This is a genomic window from Pseudomonas sp. Arb-4-2C, assembly GCF_055755015.1.
Map to the genome: position 1 here is coordinate 852,770 of NZ_CM146899.1, position 15,062 is coordinate 867,831.

Annotated in this window: 11 protein-coding genes; 2 read left to right on the forward strand and 9 right to left on the reverse strand. The window is 60.4% G+C overall.

Translation table 11 applies throughout. From position 1 onward, the window contains the following. Positions 1–31: 31 nt before the first annotated feature. Positions 32–2,623, reverse strand: coding sequence for a glycosyltransferase (locus tag AC0J41_RS03750; protein WP_025110899.1), 2,592 nt, complete (start codon positions 2,621–2,623; stop codon positions 32–34). 291 nt (positions 2,624–2,914) lie between these two features. Here AC0J41_RS03750 and tcdA point away from each other — a divergent pair, with 291 nt between their 5' ends. After that, a complete protein-coding gene (gene tcdA, locus AC0J41_RS03755) occupies positions 2,915–3,727 on the forward strand; it encodes a tRNA cyclic N6-threonylcarbamoyladenosine(37) synthase TcdA (protein ID WP_473014598.1) in 813 nt (270 codons plus the stop codon). A gap of 88 nt (positions 3,728–3,815) precedes the next feature. On the opposite strand, the gene AC0J41_RS03760 is transcribed toward tcdA, so the two are convergent. The 4 genes from AC0J41_RS03760 to AC0J41_RS03775 all read right to left on the reverse strand — a co-directional run bounded on the left by AC0J41_RS03760 (position 3,816) and on the right by AC0J41_RS03775 (position 6,980). Beyond that, positions 3,816–4,220, reverse strand: a complete 405-nt coding sequence (locus tag AC0J41_RS03760) for a SufE family protein (protein ID WP_473014599.1) — start codon at positions 4,218–4,220, stop codon at positions 3,816–3,818. Then, on the reverse strand, positions 4,217–5,422 hold the full coding sequence (locus AC0J41_RS03765; protein WP_473014600.1) for an aminotransferase class V-fold PLP-dependent enzyme: 1,206 nt from the start codon (positions 5,420–5,422) through the stop codon (positions 4,217–4,219). The genes AC0J41_RS03760 and AC0J41_RS03765 overlap by 4 nt, the downstream gene beginning before the upstream one ends. Positions 5,423–5,550: 128 nt before the next feature. Further along, positions 5,551–6,585: a 2,3,4,5-tetrahydropyridine-2,6-dicarboxylate N-succinyltransferase gene (gene dapD / locus AC0J41_RS03770; protein WP_007954762.1), complete on the reverse strand. Its 1,035-nt coding sequence runs from the start codon at positions 6,583–6,585 to the stop codon at positions 5,551–5,553. 32 nt (positions 6,586–6,617) lie between these two features. Next, complete coding sequence (locus AC0J41_RS03775) at positions 6,618–6,980, reverse strand: ArsC family reductase (RefSeq protein ID WP_003222107.1); 363 nt, start codon at positions 6,978–6,980, stop codon at positions 6,618–6,620. 292 nt (positions 6,981–7,272) lie between these two features. Here AC0J41_RS03775 and AC0J41_RS03780 point away from each other — a divergent pair, with 292 nt between their 5' ends. After that, positions 7,273–8,904 (forward strand): Na+/H+ antiporter, encoded by a 1,632-nt coding sequence (locus AC0J41_RS03780; protein WP_473014601.1) that lies wholly within the window; start codon positions 7,273–7,275, stop codon positions 8,902–8,904. A 55-nt stretch (positions 8,905–8,959) separates the two neighbouring features. On the opposite strand, the gene AC0J41_RS03785 is transcribed toward AC0J41_RS03780, so the two are convergent. From AC0J41_RS03785 to map, 4 genes are all read right to left on the reverse strand, one after another. After that, a complete protein-coding gene (locus AC0J41_RS03785) occupies positions 8,960–9,682 on the reverse strand; it encodes a M12 family metallopeptidase (RefSeq protein ID WP_473014602.1) in 723 nt (240 codons plus the stop codon). Between the two features lie 192 nt (positions 9,683–9,874). Then, positions 9,875–11,074 (reverse strand): succinyldiaminopimelate transaminase, encoded by a 1,200-nt coding sequence (gene dapC / locus AC0J41_RS03790; protein WP_473014603.1) that lies wholly within the window; start codon positions 11,072–11,074, stop codon positions 9,875–9,877. Positions 11,075–11,279: 205 nt separating this feature from the next. Continuing rightward, a complete protein-coding gene (locus AC0J41_RS03795) occupies positions 11,280–13,982 on the reverse strand; it encodes a [protein-PII] uridylyltransferase (protein ID WP_473014604.1) in 2,703 nt (900 codons plus the stop codon). Between the two features lie 41 nt (positions 13,983–14,023). Further along, the gene (gene map / locus AC0J41_RS03800; protein ID WP_102355654.1) at positions 14,024–14,806 is read right to left on the reverse strand and encodes a type I methionyl aminopeptidase; all 783 of its coding nucleotides are present in this window, start codon (positions 14,804–14,806) and stop codon (positions 14,024–14,026) included. Positions 14,807–15,062 lie beyond the last annotated feature (256 nt).

Sequence of the window (15,062 nt, forward strand, 5' to 3'; positions counted from 1 at the left end):
ATTGGCCGCCGTTTAGTGCTTCGTCGAGGAATTAGACGACAGGTGCCGGTTCAGGCTCCGCTGCCGGTTTTGGCAGTGACGACAGGAACGCCATGATCAGCGCCGCGACGTACGGCAGCGACTGCACCAGCAGCATCGCTACCCAGAAGCGCATGTCGTTGCTCGGAATGCCTTGCACCAGGTAGATCCCCAGCGCCGCGCCCCACAATAGCAGCATGATGAACAGCTCTTCCCTCGCTTCGGAAATCGCCACCCAGAAGCCGTGGTTGTCGGCGTTTTTCGGTGTGCGGAAAAACGGAATGCTACTGGTGAAGAAGCCGTACAGCACCGCTTTGGCGATGGTGTGTGACAACGCCAGGCCCGCAAGCGCCGCGCAGAACGCATCCTTGAGGTTCACGCCGACGGCGCGACGGTACAGGAAGATGATCTTGCCGACCTTGAACACGAACAGCGCCAATGGCGGGATCGCGAAAATCAGCAGCGGCGGATCGACCCGTTGCGGCACGATGATCATCGCCGCCGACCACAACAGCGCGCCGACGGTGAAGAAGATGTTCATGCCGTCCGCAACCCACGGCAACCAGCCCGCGAGGAAGTGGTAACGCTGGCCACGGGTCAGCTCGGTGTCCTTGCCGCGCAGCAGGCTGCGGGTGTGGCGCTTGATGATCTGGATTGCGCCGTAGGCCCAGCGGAAACGCTGTTTCTTGAAGTCGATGAAGGTATCCGGCATCAAGCCCTTGCCGTAGCTGTCGTGGTAGTACGCCGCCGACAGGCCTTTTTCGAACACGCGCAGGCCCAGTTCGGCGTCTTCACAGATGCACCAGTCGGCCCAGCCCAGTTCTTCCAGAACCGAACGGCGGGTCATGGTCATGGTGCCGTGCTGGATGATCGCGTCGCGGTCGTTACGGGTGACCATGCCAATGTGGAAGAAGCCTTTGTACTCGGCGTAGCAGAGCTTCTTGAAGGTGCTTTCGTTCTGGTCGCGGTAATCCTGCGGCGACTGCACCACGGCGATTTTCGGGTCGGCGAAGTGCGGCACCATGTGCTTGAGCCAGTTCGGGTGCACGCAGTAGTCGGAGTCGATCACTGCGATCACTTCGGCGTCCTTGGCGGTGTGCGGAATCAGATAATTCAGCGCGCCGCCCTTGAACCCGGCCAGGGGCGAGACGTGGAAGAACTTGAAGCGCGGGCCGAGGGTTTCGCAGTAGTCGCGCACCGGTTCCCAGACCGCCGGGTCCTTGGTGTTGTTGTCGATGATCAGGACTTCGAAGTCCGGATAGTCGAGGTTGGCCAGGGCGTCGAGGGTCTGTTTGACCATTTCCGGCGGCTCGTTGTAGCAAGGCACGTGGATCGAGACTTTCGGTCTGTAGTCCGAGTCGCCCACCACCGGCAGGAATTCTCGCCGACGCTTGTGGGTCCACACCGCTTCGGCCAGCTCATGCGCCTCGGTCAGCAACACGATGAACACCCCGAGCGCACCGAGAGCCAGCAGGAAGCCCACCGTCAGGCTGAACCACGTGCTGTATTGCTGGCTGTAGTCGTAGCCGATCCACACCAGCACCGAACCACAGAGGAACGCGATAAAGGTCAGGAACGTGCGGCCACGCTGGCGCAGCGCCGAGCCGTCGATCATCAGCAGGGTCAGCGACAGCAGCGCCAGCACCACCGAACCGATGGCCAGCACGCGCCATTGCGGGATCGCTACTACCGGGCCTTCGAAGTTGAATTTCTGCTGGCGCGCGGCGTTGAACACGCCCCAGTAAGCGCCCACCGAACCTTCGTCACTGGCCTTCCACGGCTGGTCGAAGGCTTCGATCACGAAGTAGTTGAAGCCTTGGCGGTTAAGCTTGTTGACCAGTGTGCGCAGGTAGATTGCCTGATCTGCCGGCGACGCATCGGCGCCGCCGCGCATGCGACCGTTGCTCGGCCAGCCCACTTCGGACAGCAGCAATGGTTTTTTCGGGAACATCTTTTTCAGGTCGCGGGCGCGGTCGAAGACGAATTGCCCGGCCTTGTCGACTGGAATGAACTCCCAGTACGGCAGTACGTGCGCGGCGATCAGGTCGACGTGCCTGGCCAGTTCCGGGTGTTCTTCCCAGACGTGCCACTGCTCGGAAGTGGTCACCGGTACTTTCACCGCTGCACGCACGCGATCCAGCAATACGCTCAGTTGTTCGGCGGTGATTTCCTTGCGGAAGATCGCCTCGTTGCCGACCACCACGCGAACCACGCTGCGTGAGGTGTTGGCCAGTTCGATGGCGCGCTGGATTTCCCGCTCGTTGCGTTCCTGGTCGGGGCTGATCCAGATCCCGAGGGTCACGCGCAGACCGAATTCTTCCGCCAGTTTCGGGATGTCCTGCAGGGAACCGTCAACCGAGTAGATACGGATGTTGTCCGTCAGCTTGCTCATGATCTCCAGGTCGCGGCGCATTTCATCGTCAGTCGGATACTGATCCTTCTGTGGGAATTGTCCCTGCTGGAATGGCGAATAGGAGAAACCGGAGATCTGCTCCGGCCAGTTGGGCGCGGAGACCGGGCGGTTGATCAGCGCCCAGAAACCGGTGAACAGGGCGGCGATTGCCAGAACCACCACCAGGTTGAGTCCAAATTTACGCGATGACATAGCTATTTCGGGTTCCAAAGGCTGTGGAACGAAGGATCGGTTGGTATTGCGGCTTTCTGACTAGCAAAGGGCGCGAATCCTACACCGGCAGTTCACTGCTCGTACACCGGACAGGAAAATGCCCGACATTGGGCAGTCCAACCTGATTTAAGTTCTTTAGTAACAGCTTGTAAGAGAAAACTTTGTTGGCGACCGCTTTAATTAAAGCAGGCAGGCCGCCGTTCATAGCGTCAAAGATGCTCTTGGCCGCCGACGGCCCTATAATGCGCGCCGGTTTTTGGGGTAATGGTCATGAGTACAGAAGATCCACGGTTTGCAGGCATCGCCCGTTTGTATGGCATCGAGGGCCTTGAGCGCCTGCGTGCGGCCCATGTGGCGATTGTCGGCGTCGGTGGCGTCGGCTCCTGGGCGGCGGAAGCCATGGCCCGGTGTGGCGTGGGCGAGATTTCGCTGTTCGACCTCGATGATGTCTGCGTCAGCAACGCCAACCGGCAGTTGCATGCGCTGGACAGCACAGTCGGCAAACCCAAGGTCGAAGTGATGGCCGAGCGTCTGCGCGAGATCAACCCGGACTGCACGGTGCACGCCGTGGCCGATTTCGTCACTCGCGAGACCATGGCCGAATACATTACGCCGAACATCGATTGCGTGATCGACTGCATCGACGCGGTCAACGCCAAGGCTGCGCTGATTGCCTGGTGCAAACGGCGCAAGATCCAGATCATCACCACCGGCGGCGCCGGCGGGCAGATCGATCCGACGCTGATTCAGGTCTGCGACCTCAACCGTACGTTCAACGATCCGCTGGCCTCGAAAGTGCGTTCGACCCTGCGCCGCGACTACGGCTTCTCGCGCACCGTGACCCGCCACTACAGCGTGCCATGTGTGTTCTCCACCGAGCAGCTGCGCTATCCGAAGCCCGATGGCAGCATCTGTTTGCAGAAGAGTTTTGTCGGCGATGGCGTGAAGCTCGACTGCGCCGGCGGGTTTGGCGCGGTGATGATGGTGACGGCGACGTTCGGCATGGTCGCGGCGACCAAGGCTGTGGACAAGATTGTCGCGGGTGTGCGGCGCCCGGCTGACCGAGCCAAACCTCAGATTTAATGTGGCGCCTCAAGGCCTCTTCGCGAGCAGGCTCGCTCCCACATTGGAATGCATTCACATGTGGGAGCGAGCCTGCTCGCGAAAGCGATTAACCAGCCAGCTCGTTCATCCGCTTGAGCACGGCATTCAGGCCATTGCTGCGCGATGGCGACAGCTGTCGCGACAACCCCAGTTGATTGAACCAGTCCGGCAGATCGACCTGCTGCAATTCTTCGGTATTCAAGCCGTTGACCCGCAACAGCAACAATGCCACCAACCCACGAATCATCCGCGCATCGCTTGCAGCGCTGAACTGCCAGTGGCCGTCCTGCAATTCCCCCACCAGCCACACCTGACTTTCACAGCCATGAACCCGGTTGGTCTCGCACTTGTCCGCGTCATCCAGCGGTGGCAGGCGATCACCAATTTGCATCAGCAGCCGTGCGCGCTGTTCCCAGCCAGCAGCATTCTGGAAGGTGTGCAGCGCTTCGGTAGCGGCAACCGGCAGGCTCATCGCAACAACTCCAGTGCCTGATCCAGCGCTTCAAAGAATCGTTCCAGGTCTTGCGAATCGTTGTACAACGCCAGCGACACACGAATCGCCCCGGCCAGCTCAAGGCTTTTCAGCAACGGCATGGCGCAATGATGCCCGGCGCGCACGGCGATGCCTTGCTCGGTCAGCAAGTGCGCCAGATCAGCGTTATGCACACCCTCAACGACAAAACTCGCCAGCGCCAACTGCGGTTTGCCCAACAGGCGAATGCCGTTGCGGGCGGCGAGACCTTGCAGCAGATAGTCGTGCAGCGCGGCTTCGTGGGCCGACACCGCGTCCTGATCCAGGCCTGCCAGATAGTCGAGGGTTGCACCCAACCCGATCACGCTGGCAATCGGCGGCGTGCCCGCCTCGAAACCCAGTGGGGCAGGGCGGAAACGCGCGTCGTGATAATTGGCTTCCAGCACCATTTCGCCGCCGAACTGCCACGGCTTCAGTTGCTCGAGCGCCCGGTTGCGCCCGAACAGCACGCCCAGGCCATCAGGGCCATACAGCTTGTGGCTGGAAAACACATAAAAGTCGCAACCCAGCGCCTGCACGTCGTGGCGCCCATGCACCACACCTTGCGCGCCATCGACCACCGTCAGTGCGTTCTGCGCCTTGGCCATCGCCAGGAGCGCCGGCAGCGGTTGCCAGGCACCGAGCACATTGGACAACTGACTGACTGCCAGCAAGCGAGTGCGCGGGGTGATCAGGCGCACGGCGGCGCCGAGGTCGATCACGCCGTCGGCGTCCAGCGGCAGGATCACCAGTTTCAGGTCGCGACGCTGCGCCAGTTGCTGCCACGGCAGCAGGTTGGCGTGATGCTCCAGGGCGCTGATGACAATCTCATCGCCCGGGTGGAAAAGATGTTCCAGGCCATAAGCCAGGAGATTCAGCGCGCTGGTGGCGCCGTGAGTGAAGATGATCTGCCCGCTGTCACCGGCATTCAGCCATTGGGCAACCTTGAGCCGACTGTCTTCGAACGCCTGCGTCGCATGAGCGCCGGGCAGGTGCTGCGCACGATGCACATTGGCCGCGCCGTTGGCGTAGTAATGCGTCAGTGCGTCGAGTAGAGCCTGGGGTTTTTGCGTGGTGGCGGCGTTGTCCAGATAGGTCTGGTCTTGCCGTTGCAGGGCGGCGATGGCCGGAAAATCGGCACGCCACGGGGAGGGAATCATCATCTGTTCAGCCCTGTGAACTTGGGCGGGGTGTACGCAAGACACTGTGGGATCGAGCCTGCTCGCGAAGGCGCCCATATGGACGCAAAAAGCTTCGCGAGCAGGTTCGCTCCCACAAGTGCCAGCGGCACTTAGTTGTGAGCGTGTAGCGCTTCGTTCAGCTCGATCGCTGATTTGTGGGTTTTGCACTCCACGGCACCGGTTTCCGAGTTGCGACGGAACAGCAGGTCAGTCTGACCGGCCAGCTCGCGTGCTTTCACAACCTTGACCAGGTTGTTGTGCTCGTCCAGCAGCGCCACCTTGGTGCCTGCGGTCACGTACAGGCCCGACTCAACCGTGTTGCGGTCGCCCAGCGGGATACCGATACCGGCGTTGGCGCCGATCAGGCAGCCTTCGCCAACCTTGATCACGATGTTGCCGCCACCCGACAGGGTGCCCATGGTCGAGCAGCCGCCGCCCAGGTCCGAACCCTTGCCGACGAAGACGCCAGCGGAAACGCGGCCTTCGATCATGCCCGGGCCTTCGGTGCCGGCGTTGAAGTTGATGAAGCCTTCGTGCATCACGGTGGTGCCTTCGCCCACGTACGCACCCAGACGCAGACGTGCCGCGTCAGCGATACGCACGCCGGCCGGAACCACGTAGTCGGTCATTTTCGGGAACTTGTCCACCGAGAACACTTCCAGCAGTTCGCCGCGCAGGCGGGCTTCGAGTTGCAGTTCGGCCAGTTCGCTCAGGTCGATCGCGCCCTGGCTGGTCCACGCTACGTTCGGCAGCAGCGGGAAAATCCCGGCCAGGCTCACGCCGTGCGGCTTGACCAGACGGTGGGACAGCAGGTGCAGCTTGAGGTAAGCCTCAGGCGTCGAGGTCAGTTGCGCGTCTTCAGCCAGCAGGGTCGCGACCAGCGGCTTGTGGCTTTCGGCCAGACGGGTCAGCAGTTTGCCTTGCACTGCGTCGATGCCTTTCACCGCTTCAGCCAGTTGCGCAGCCTGCGCAGTGGTGAAAGTGATGGCCTGGTTGCCTTCGGTGTAACCGAGGATCGGCGCCACCGCGGCGACCAGTTCGGCCGATGGGTTGAGCAGGGGCTGTGCGTAGAACACTTCCAGCCACGCGCCTTGACGGTTCTGAGTGCCGACACCAAAGGCGATGCTGAACAGGGAATTGGACATGTGAATACCTCTAGCAATAAGTGACGGGCTGCTTACTTGAGTGCGGCCGCGTAGATGTCTGGCTTGAAGCCAATCAGGGTTCGGTCACCGAGATCGAGCACCGGGCGCTTGATCATCGAGGGTTGAGCGAGCATCAGTTCGATGGCTTTCGACTGGTCGAGATCGGCTTTACGTTCGTCGTCGAGTTTGCGAAAGGTCGTGCCTGCACGGTTCAACACCGTTTGCCAGCCGTGCTCGTCACACCATTGGGTCAGGTGCTCACGGTCGATGCCGGCAGTTTTGTAGTCATGGAAGTCGTAGCTGACAGCGTGTTCATCGAGCCAGGTGCGCGCCTTCTTCATGGTGTCGCAGGCTTTGATGCCGAAAAGGTGCAACGTTTTACTTGAAACGGTCAAGGAATCGCCCCCTTTACAGGTGCTGGAAAAAAATGGTGTCGGATTATGCCATGACCAAACGGTTTCGCGGCGCCGAGGTTTGTCTGCTTGCAGATTACCCTGTGGCAGCAGGCTTGCTCGCGAAAGGTGTGTGTCAGTCGAAATCATTGCTCAATGATCCACCGCCTTCGCGAGCAAGCCCGCTCCCACAGGGGATTTGCGCCAGGGCTGCGACATAGGTGCAAACGCCAGACGCATCCTAAGCGGCTAATATGGCAGTTCAACGCTGTCGATTGTCTGGGACTTCCGCTTTATGCAAACCGCTTATACCGTCCTGATCCTGCTGATGCTGGTCAGTGTCTCGCGACTGGTCGGACGGGTCATCCCGCTGCCGCTGCCCCTCGTGCAAATCGCTGCTGGCGCCTTGTTGGCCTGGCCGACACTGGGTCTGCACGTGGCGCTCGATCCCGAATTGTTCCTTTTTCTGTTTCTGCCGCCGCTGCTGTTTTCCGACGGTTGGCGCATGCCCAAGCGCGAGTTCTGGCATTTGCGCGGGCCGATCCTGACGCTGGCGGTCGGTCTGGTGCTGTTCACCGTGGTTGGCGCCGGGTACTTCATTCACTGGCTGTTGCCGAGCATTCCGCTGGCGGTGGCCTTCGCCCTCGCCGCAGTGCTGTCGCCGACCGACGCGGTGGCGGTGTCGGCCATTTCCCAGAACCGCTTGCCGACGCCGTTGATGCACATCCTGCAAGGCGAGGCGCTGATGAACGATGCCTCGGGTCTGGTGACCTTCAAGTTTGCCTTGGTGGCGGCAGTGACTGGAGTGTTTTCGTTGGCCAATGCCAGCCTGACATTCGTGCTGGTGGCGGTCGGCGGGCTGGCGGTCGGTGTGGCGCTGAGCTGGCTGGTCGGGCGCTTGCGCGCGTGGATGATCGCCCGTGGCTGGGACGATCCGGCCACCCACGTGGTGTTCATGTTGCTGCTGCCGTTCGCCGCCTATGTATTGGCTGAACGACTGGGAGCCTCGGGCATTCTTTCGGCGGTGGCGGCGGGGATGATGCAGAGCTGGCTCGATCTGTTGCCGCGCCAAACCAGCACGCGCCTGCTCAATCGCAGCGTCTGGTCGTTGCTGGAGTTTGCGTTCAACGGCTTGATCTTCCTGCTGCTCGGCCTGCAATTGCCGGACATCATCAAGGCGGTGGTCAGCCACGAGCCCACGCTCTGGCCGACGCTGCTGTATCGCGGCCTCGACGTGGTGGCGATTTTTCTTGCTCTGGTGCTGTTGCGATTTATCTGGGTGCAGAGCATCTGGCGCTTGTCGGTGCTGCTGCGGCGGTTGCGTGGCAAGGGCGATTTGACGCAAGTGCCTACGGCGCGATCCTGTTGGTTGCTGACCGTCGGCGGTGTGCGCGGGGCGGTGACGCTGGCGGGTGTGATGTCAGTGCCGATGTTGATGGGCAGCGAGGCATTCCCCGAGCGTGACCTGCTGATCTTCATCGCCGCCGGGGTGATTCTGTTGTCATTGATTTGTGCCTGCATCGCCTTGCCATTGCTGTTGCGCGGCATCGAGAAAAGCCCGGACGACAAGCGTCGCCAGGAAGTGCGCGACGCCTGGCGAAAAACCGCCGAGGCAGCGATTCATGCCCTGGAAACTGAAGAGGTTGGCCCGCAGGATGCTGCGCAGGCGGCGCTCTCGGCGGAGCTCAAGGCCCGGATCATGTCCGAGTATCGACATCAGCTCGAAGTCTTCAACGACTCCGCCGAGGCGCAGGCGCTGGCGTTCCAGATGGATCTGCTGGAGCGGCGTTTACGCCTGAAGGCGCTGCGGGCGCAGCGTCTGGAGCTGTACAGCCTGAGTCGTCATCACCAGATCGGTGATGATGTGCTGCGCGAAGTGTTGGCAGATCTTGATTTGAGCGAAGCCAACCTGGGTAGTGTCAAATAGTCGATGCCTGAAGACTGCGTCAAAGGTTCTGAGATGGTATGCCGGTGGCGTGATCTCAGGCCGACGTCGATGGATAAAGGATTTTAATGACTCGTTTATCTTCGTCGCTGATATTTGAATTGACCGGGATTTCCAGCTTGCCGTCTGTAAGTTCCTTTTCCACGGGATAGTGCATGACAGATGTTTCGTCGTAGGGGCCGACGGTCATGTTTTCGGAGATGGGTGTGAAAATATTGAGATCCACCAATTCTTTCGACATGCCATATTGCTTTGCGTAAACCTCATAAACTTTCGCCTTGTTCCATGGGATGTTCGCATCGGGGTGCAGATGTTCATGGTGCAGTCCAAGTGCATGCCCGAACTCATGCAGTACCATTGCTCTGAATTCAGGGTCTGTAGGCGGGAGGCCTATGAACATCGTCGGTACACCTGGGCCATATAGCAGAGCGTCAGTGCCGATATGTGATCCGCTTTGGCTGGCATTGGTCTGAATCTTGATGATGCCATCGTTACTTTCAACGAACTTTAAAGTCAGGTTGACCAGTGGCTCCCATTCTAGAATCAGCGCTTTGATCTGATCTTTAAGAGACTGAGAAGGTCTCCCCAGGAAAGAGATGGTGAGCGTCCGATTGGCGCTCCATAGTTTCTTGTCGAGACCTACGGCAAATAAGGATTTGCCACCGTTTTGCGCATTATCCGGATTCTCGTTAATGGCAGCTTCATAGGAGGCGAAAGAGTCTTCTGTGGTCAAGCTTATGCAGAGTTTTTTTAGGTGCATTATCAATTCCTTTTGATGTTTGTGGGATGTTTTGTAATGTTGTTTTTATGGCGGCAAAGTTCATTGCGCAATACTAGGTTTGCGGCACTGTATAAAGTAGCGAGGAAGTTTTATTAAGTGTAACTTTCGGGTGAGGAGGCGTGCCAGCCGGCTGGCACGCAAATGTATTTGTTACTTGTTACTTGTTGGTTGTTATTTGTGACGCGTAATGAATGCGCGAATCCGTTCAGCCGCTTCCACACATTCAGCTAATGGCGCAACCAGTGCCATCCGCACACGACCGGCCCCCGGGTTGACGCCGGCCACTTCGCGGGACAGGTACGAGCCAGGCACCACGGTCACATGTTCTTCGGCAAACAGGTCCCGGCAGAACGCCGCATCGTCACCCTGCACATTCGGCCACAGGTAAAAGCTGCCATCCGGACGCTGCACATCCATCACCGGGCTGAGGATTTCCAGCACCGCGTCGAACTTCTCGCGGTACAGCGCACGGTTGGCGCGCACATGCACTTCGTCATTCCACGCCGCAACGCTGGCCAGTTGGGTTTGTACCGGCATCGCGCAGCCGTGGTAGGTGCGGTACAGCAGAAAACCCTTGAGTACATCGGCGTCGCCGGCGACGAAGCCGGAGCGCAGGCCCGGCAGGTTGGAGCGCTTGGACAGGCTATGGAACACCACGCAGCGTTTGAAGTCCTTGCGGCCCAGTTCGACGCAGGCGCTGAGCAGGCCCGGTGGCGGGGTTTGTTCGTCGAAGTACAGCTCGCTGTAGCACTCGTCCGCAGCGATCACGAAGTCGTGCTCGTCAGCCAGGGCAATCAGTTTTTTCAGCACGTCGACCGGGATCAGCGCGCCGGTCGGGTTGCCCGGCGAGCACAGGAACAGGATCTGGCAGCGTTTCCAGATCTCTGGCGATACGGCGTCGAAGTCCGGATTGAAGCCGTTCTCATCCAGGCACGGCAGGTAGTGCGGCTTGGCGCCGGCGAGGAACGCTGCGCCTTCGTAGATTTGATAGAACGGGTTCGGGCTGACCACCAGGGCATCGTCACCGCGGTTGACCACGGTCTGGGTGAAGGCGAACAGCGCTTCACGGGTGCCGTTGACCGGCAGCACGTTGCGCGCTGGGTCAATCCAGCCGCTCGGCACGCCGAAACGACGCTCGCACCAGCCAGCGATGGCTTCGCGCAGGGCCGGGATGCCGAGGGTGGTCGGGTATACCGCCATCTGATCCAGATTGTTCGCCAGCGCTTCGGCGACAAAGCTCGGCGAGCGATGTTTCGGCTCGCCGATCGACAGGGCGATCGGGCGTTTGTCCGGGGTCGGGGTCACGGTGCCGAGCAGGGCGCGGAGTTTTTCGAACGGGTAGGGCTGGAGCTGGTTCAGAGCGTTGTTCATGGATGCCTCGTTCAATGTGGGGGCGATACACCAATGCTGGCAGATGCGCAAAACGTGTAGGAGTGAGCCTGCTCGCGATGGCGGCGTCATGTTCAACGCTGCGGGTGGCTGATACACCGCTATCGCGAGCAGGCTCGCTCCTGCAGGGGTTTTGATCAACAGGCTGGTATTGGAGTGATCCTTCCCACAGGGGTCATGTGTTAATTCAGATACTGATACGCGAAAGCTTGATATCCGGTTCCTGATTGACGCTCAGTTGTTCAACGATTGCATCCTGCAAGCGGCTGCACAGCAGTGGGTCGGACAGCGGCTGGTTGTGGGCGTCGGTGATGAAGAACACGTCTTCCACCCGTTCGCCCAGGGTCGCAATCTTGGCGTTCTGCAGCGACAGGTCGAACTCGAGGAAGATCCCGCCGATCCGTGCCAGCAGGCCCGGGCGGTCAGGCGCGGTCAGTTCCAGCACTGTCACCGGACGCTGGGCATCGTTATGGATCGTCACCTGCGGCGCAAACGCGAAGTGCTTGAGCTGACGCGGCACCCGGCGCTGGATGATCGTCGGGTAGTCGTCCGGGTTGCGCAGCGCTTCGGTCAGGCCGTCGCGGATCTGTTTGATCCGTGCCGGGTTGTCACCGATGGATTCACCATCGTTGTCGAGCACGATGTAGGTGTCGAGAGTGAACTGGCTGCTCGAGGTGATGACCCGGGCGTCATGAATGTTCAGGTTGAGCTGGTCCATCGCGGCCACGGTCACGGCGAAGAAGTCGTGCTGATCGGGCGCATAAATGAAGATCTGCGTACCGCCCTCGAACTCGCGCTGGGTGGTTTCCTTGATCAGTACCAGCGGGCCGCCATCGGCCGGCTGCTGCAGGATCGCATCACTGTGCCAGGCCACGTCGCCAGCGGTGTGACGCAGGAAATAGTCATCGCCCAACTGCGCCCACAACTGCTCGACGTCGTCCGGATCGGTGCCGCCGCGCACCAGAATATCCAGGGCCGCGCTCTGGGTCTGGCGGATCTGCTCTTCCCGATCGACCGGGTTTTCCAGACCACGGCGCAGGGCGCGTTTGGTCTCGGTGTAGAGCTGGCGCAACAGGCTGGCGCGCCACGAATTCCAAAGCGTCGGGTTCGTCGCATTGATGTCGGCCACGGTCAGCACATACAGGTAGTCCAGACGGGTTTCGTCGCCGACGATCTGGGCGAAATCGTGGATCACCTGCGGATCGGACAGATCCTTGCGCTGCGCGGTGGTCGACATCACCAGATGGTTTTGCACCAGCCAGACGATCAGGCGGCTGTCCCATGTTGGCAGTTGATGACGCTGGCAGAACGCTTCGGCATCGACTGCGCCGATGTCCGAGTGATCGCCATGCCGGCCCTTGCCGATGTCGTGGTACAGACCGGCCATGTAGATCAGTTCGGGCTTGGGCAGTTTGGCCATGAGCTTGGCGGCCAACGGGAATTTTTCCGACACCTGGGTGTACTGCAACTTACGCAGGTGTTTGATCAGGTTCAGGGTGTGCGCGTCGACCGTATAGATGTGGAACAGGTCGTGCTGCATCTGCCCGACGATGAACCCGAACTCCGGCAGGTAGCGCCCGAGGATGCCGTAGCGGTTCATCCGGCGCAGGTTGCGGTGGACGCCGATCTTGCACTTGAACAGCTCGATGAACAGGCTGGTATTGCGGATGTCGTTGCGGAAGTTGTCGTCGATCAGGTGACGGTTTTCCCGCAGCAGACGAATGGTGTCGGCGCGCACGCCTTTGATTTCCGGCTGCTGGGCCATCAGTACGAAGATTTCGAGCATGGCGAACGGCGTGCGGCGGAACACGTTGTCGTTGCGCGCCTCGATGTAACCGTCATGCAACTGGAAACGCGAGTTGATCGGCTGCGGCGGTGCTTCGTCTTCCGGGGCGAGGATCACTTCCTCGAAATGCTGAATGATCAGGTCGCTGAGCTGGGCGATGCTCATCACCACGCGGAAATACTGCTGCATGAAGTTTTCGACGGCCTGTTTGGCGTCGTCGCCTTCAAAGCCCAGCAGGCCGGCAATGGTCCGTTGATGATCGAACAGCAGGCGGTCTTCGGAGCGACCGGCGAGCATGTGCAGGGCGTAGCGCACCTTCCAGAGAAATTCCTGGGAGGACGCTAGCAGCGCGTTTTCACTCTCCACCAGGAAACCTTCGCCGGCCAGGGCGCGCAGGTTCAGGGTGCCGTACTGACGACGGGCCACCCACAGAATCGTCTGGATATCCCGCAGGCCGCCGGGCGAGCCTTTGACGTTGGGTTCCAGGTTGTATTCGGTGTCGTTGTACTTGTGGTGACGGGCCTTCTGCTCGGCGCGTTTGGCCAGGAAGAACTCCTTGGCCGGCCACATGTGTGCAGTGCTGGTGACATCGAGCATGCGCTGACGCAGGCGCTCGGGGCCGCAGATGGTGCGGCTTTCCATCAGGTTGGTGACGACGGTCAGGTCGGCGCGGGCCTCTTCGGCGCATTCGTCGACCGAACGCACGCTCTGGCCGACTTCCAGGCCGATATCCCACAGCAGCGTCAGAAAGCGCTCGATGGAGTCGCGGAAAACCTCGTGATCGGCGCTGTCGAGCAGGATCAGCAAGTCGATGTCGGAGTAGGGATGCAGCTCACCCCGGCCATAGCCGCCGACTGCGACCAGCGCGATGTCGGCGTCTTCGCTCCAGCTGAACTGCTCCCAGGCCTTTTGCAGGATGTTGTCGACGAACCAGGCACGGTCTTCGATCAGTCGGCGGATGTCGCGGCCATTGCGAAAACGCGTGTCGAGGACCTCGCGAGCCTGGCGGATCGCCTTCTTGAACGCCGCGATGGGACTCGCTTTCAGGGCCAGTTCAGCCTGGAACTGGCCGCGGTCGAAGAGTTCGGGATCCACCTGCGGCATCGATTGGCTTTCCTTCTATAAGGCTGGGAGCGTTGTGTGGATCAGGCCGAGATGCGCGCGATGGTGTCGTCGGCGCGCAGGGTAAAGATCTCGTAGCCGGTATCGGTCACCAGCAGGGTGTGTTCCCACTGCGCCGAGAGCTTGCGGTCCTTGGTGATGGCGGTCCAGCCGTCGCCCAGCACCTTGGTGTCGGCCTTGCCCTGGTTGATCATCGGCTCGATGGTGAAGGTCATGCCGGCCTTCAGTTCCATGCCGGTGCCTGCGCGGCCGTAGTGCAGGATCTGCGGCTCTTCGTGGAAGACCTTGCCGATGCCGTGACCGCAGAACTCGCGAACTACCGAGAAGCCGTTCTTTTCAGCGTGCTTCTGGATGACTTCGCCGATGTCGCCGAGGCGGCAGCCGGGTTTGACGATTTCGATCGCCTTGTACATGCATTCCTGGGTGACCTGCGACAGGCGCTCGGCCCAGACCGGCACTTCGCCGACGTGGAACATGCGGCTGGTGTCGCCGTGGTAGCCGTCCTTGATCACGGTGACGTCGATGTTCAGGGTGTCGCCGTTTTTCAGTGGCTTGTCGTTCGGGATGCCGTGGCAGACCACGTGGTTGATCGAAGTACAGATCGACTTCGGGTAGCCCTTGTAGTTGAGCGGAGCAGGGATGGCCTGCTGCACGTCGACGATGTAGTCGTGGCAGATCTGGTTCAGCTGATCGGTGGTCACGCCCGGTTTGACGTGTTCGGCAATCATTTCCAGCACATCGGCGGCCAGTTTGCCGGCGACACGCATGCCAGCAATGTCCTCGGGGGTTTTGAGGTTGACGGTCATACAGGCTCTCTCTGCGCTCGGCGGCGCTTGCTGATACGGATTGGGTGGCGAGTGTTCTTTTCGCGACCCTGAAAAACCCGATTCTAACAGACGAAAGGAGCAAATCCGCGCCTGCGTGCATCGTGTCTCTCTATACAATGGTGTGCCCGAAGGCGATTCCAAGGGGGCTGCGCCCATGTCCTTGGTGCGATTGCAGATTCCGGGTTCCGTTTCTGCGCACCCTGTGGTATAAAATGCGCCGCTTTCCGGGGATACC

What these genes read in the sequence shown, in the direction of transcription:
- AC0J41_RS03750 (WP_025110899.1), bottom strand. Translation starts at nt 2,623, where the DNA reads ATGTCATCGCGTAAATTTGGACTCAACCTGGTGGTGGTTCTGGCAATC.
- tcdA (WP_473014598.1), top strand. Translation starts at nt 2,915, where the DNA reads ATGAGTACAGAAGATCCACGGTTTGCAGGCATCGCCCGTTTGTATGGC.
- AC0J41_RS03760 (WP_473014599.1), bottom strand. Translation starts at nt 4,220, where the DNA reads ATGAGCCTGCCGGTTGCCGCTACCGAAGCGCTGCACACCTTCCAGAAT.
- AC0J41_RS03765 (WP_473014600.1), bottom strand. Translation starts at nt 5,422, where the DNA reads ATGATGATTCCCTCCCCGTGGCGTGCCGATTTTCCGGCCATCGCCGCC.
- dapD (WP_007954762.1), bottom strand. Translation starts at nt 6,585, where the DNA reads ATGTCCAATTCCCTGTTCAGCATCGCCTTTGGTGTCGGCACTCAGAAC.
- AC0J41_RS03780 (WP_473014601.1), top strand. Translation starts at nt 7,273, where the DNA reads ATGCAAACCGCTTATACCGTCCTGATCCTGCTGATGCTGGTCAGTGTC.
- AC0J41_RS03785 (WP_473014602.1), bottom strand. Translation starts at nt 9,682, where the DNA reads ATGCACCTAAAAAAACTCTGCATAAGCTTGACCACAGAAGACTCTTTC.
- dapC (WP_473014603.1), bottom strand. Translation starts at nt 11,074, where the DNA reads ATGAACAACGCTCTGAACCAGCTCCAGCCCTACCCGTTCGAAAAACTC.
- AC0J41_RS03795 (WP_473014604.1), bottom strand. Translation starts at nt 13,982, where the DNA reads ATGCCGCAGGTGGATCCCGAACTCTTCGACCGCGGCCAGTTCCAGGCT.
- map (WP_102355654.1), bottom strand. Translation starts at nt 14,806, where the DNA reads ATGACCGTCAACCTCAAAACCCCCGAGGACATTGCTGGCATGCGTGTC.